The sequence below is a fragment of the Protofrankia sp. CiP1_Cm_nod3 genome, from assembly GCF_982290655.1.
Genome location: NZ_CEVIVD010000122.1, coordinates 9,598 through 11,714 on the forward strand (window position 1 = coordinate 9,598; position 2,117 = coordinate 11,714).

At 69.1% G+C, this 2,117-nt stretch carries 3 protein-coding genes; all 3 read right to left on the bottom strand.

Annotated features, from left to right (window positions below; all coding sequences use genetic code 11):
- Window positions 1-245: 245 nt before the first annotated feature.
- From AC5LUJ_RS18930 to AC5LUJ_RS18940, 3 genes are read right to left on the bottom strand one after another with little or no spacing between them, the layout of a single operon-like run.
- Window positions 246-647: a type II toxin-antitoxin system VapC family toxin gene (locus AC5LUJ_RS18930; RefSeq protein ID WP_250291130.1), complete on the bottom strand. Its 402-nt coding sequence runs from the start codon at window positions 645-647 to the stop codon at window positions 246-248.
- On the bottom strand, window positions 635-883 hold the full coding sequence (locus AC5LUJ_RS18935) for an AbrB/MazE/SpoVT family DNA-binding domain-containing protein (RefSeq protein ID WP_250281042.1): 249 nt from the start codon (window positions 881-883) through the stop codon (window positions 635-637). Before AC5LUJ_RS18935 ends, AC5LUJ_RS18930 begins: the two co-directional genes overlap by 13 nt.
- Window positions 884-920: 37 nt before the next feature.
- Window positions 921-2,084: a Fic family protein gene (locus AC5LUJ_RS18940; RefSeq protein ID WP_250291127.1), complete on the bottom strand. Its 1,164-nt coding sequence runs from the start codon at window positions 2,082-2,084 to the stop codon at window positions 921-923.
- Window positions 2,085-2,117 lie beyond the last annotated feature (33 nt).

Sequence of the window (2,117 nt, forward strand, 5' to 3'; positions counted from 1 at the left end):
ATCATGGCGGGGAAGCTGGACAGGGTGATCCCGGCGACGACGCCGAGCGGCTGGCGCAGCGAGTACACGTCGAGCGGGCCCGCGCCTTCGCCTATGTGTACTTCCTGAGATCCCGGGGCCTGCTCAACGGGCTGGCGTCCGGGACGAACTGGGTCTTCCTTGACCGGAACCGTCACCTTCGACGAGGACTTCTGACCGTGGAGGATGCCAGCGACCGACCCGCGCCCCTGGCGTCATCCCCGCGCCTACTGGACGACCTTGACCCGGCTGTCGAGGCCCTTCCAGCGCCTGTCACCGGTCAGGATGGTGTCAGCGTCGACGACGTCAGCGGTAGCGAGCACGAGCGCGTCCGGTAGTCGTAAGGACTGGTGCCGCGCCCGCCGGAGGGCGGCGGCGACCGCGACAGCCTCGTCCACGGGATACGGCGGCCCGAACGCGGCGGTGGTAAGCCGCCGGCGCGTGGCGACCTCCTCCTCGCTCCTGCGCGCGGCGCCCACGAGCAGCTCGGCCAGCACGGTTGCCGGCAGCAGGAAAACATCACCGGCGTCACGCCGACGGCGGGCCGCCTGGGCTGAACAGGCGTGCAGGGCGTCCTGCGGGTCGAACAACGCGAGGATCACGCTCGTGTCGAGGACTACCGCTCCCATTCGTTCCGCAGCATCTCAAGATCGGTCACGGCGGACAGCCCCGGGGCGGAACCGATCAGCTCCTCGAGGGGATCCCGAACAGCGGTGAGGACCAGCCTGCCGCGCCCGTCGGCAGTCACCCGAAGCTCGTCGCCGGGACCAAGGCCCGCGGCCCGAAGCACGTCGACAGGCAGTGTGACCTGGTGCTTGCGGGAGACCCTGGTGACACCGGGCCGCCGCTTTACTTCTGTCGCCATAAGTAAAGCTTACGTCCGACGAGCGGCGGCTTGCTTATCAGCTGGTGTAGGGATTCCTCAGGGTCATGGGTGTGCGGGCGACATCGAGTGCCGGCTGAGGGAAGCGGGGGCCTGCCGTGTAGTAGCGGGCCCGGGTCCGGCCGACCGGTTCCAGGACTCCGGCGGCGGTGAGGTCGCGCAGGTCGCGTTGCGCCTGCTGCAGGCTCAGCCCCTCGGCATGCTCGTAGCGTGAGCGGCGGACGCGGCCGGCCACGGCCACGTCGTGCAGGGCGGTGACCACCCGCTCGTCCAGACCGGTGCTCCCGGCGAATGCGAAGAGCGCGCCCCCTACCCGCCCGGAGCGGTCGAGCCGGCCCTGAACGCTCTGGGCCTGCTGGTGGTAGGCGGTCAGATTGAAGCGTATCCAGCTGGAGACGTCCTGGTCGGGAAGGTACGTCGGGCCCCGGTCGGCGAGTTCGCGGTAGTACTCCCAGGTGTTGCCGGGACGGCCGAGCCACGCCTCGATGGACGAGAACTCCGGGGCCAGGACACCCTCACGTGCGATCATGAGCGTCTGCAGCGAACGGGCCATCCGGCCGTTCCCGTCGGCCCAGGGATGGATGGACACCAGGTGCAGATGCGCCATCGCCGCTCGCACCAGCGGATGGGTGCCGCTGTCGGCGCCCAGCCAGTCGACGAGTTCCCGCATCAGCGCGGGGACGGCATCGGCGTCCGGGGCCGTGTAGGCCGCGATGCCGGGGTCGCGGGCGTCGGTGACGTGGACGGGGCCGCGGCGCCACTGCCCGGCCGGCCTGCGCGCGGTGTGACGGTGGCCCTGCAACATCCAGTGCAGAGCGTTGAGCAGGCTCTTGCTGTAGCTGAAGTCCGCGGCATCGTGGAGCGTCTGGATGTACGTCATCATCCGCTGATAAGCGAGGGTCTCCTCACGGTTCTCGTCGGAGACCTCGACGTCTCGCTCGCCGTCCATCAGATCCTGGACGTCGACCGTGGATACCCTGAAGCCCTCGATGGAGTTCGAGGCCGCGACGGCATCGGCGGTCAGGAACTTCCGGAGCCCCTCGGTCCACTTCGACGGCGTGGTCCGGATCTGGTGCCGCAGCGCCTCCCGCATACCGTCGATCTCACCGAGCACCTGATCGTCGGCAGGGCGGAGGGCCGGGGTGGGGTACAGCACGCATCGACGATAGATTGACGCAGTCATCACGTCAAACCGAATGATCCAGCTTCGGAAGGG

Bases quoted from the DNA above. Each gene is read 5' to 3' on its own strand.
- AC5LUJ_RS18930 (WP_250291130.1), bottom strand. From the start codon at position 647: ATGGGAGCGGTAGTCCTCGACACGAGCGTGATCCTCGCGTTGTTCGAC.
- AC5LUJ_RS18935 (WP_250281042.1), bottom strand. From the start codon at position 883: ATGGCGACAGAAGTAAAGCGGCGGCCCGGTGTCACCAGGGTCTCCCGC.
- AC5LUJ_RS18940 (WP_250291127.1), bottom strand. From the start codon at position 2,084: ATGACTGCGTCAATCTATCGTCGATGCGTGCTGTACCCCACCCCGGCC.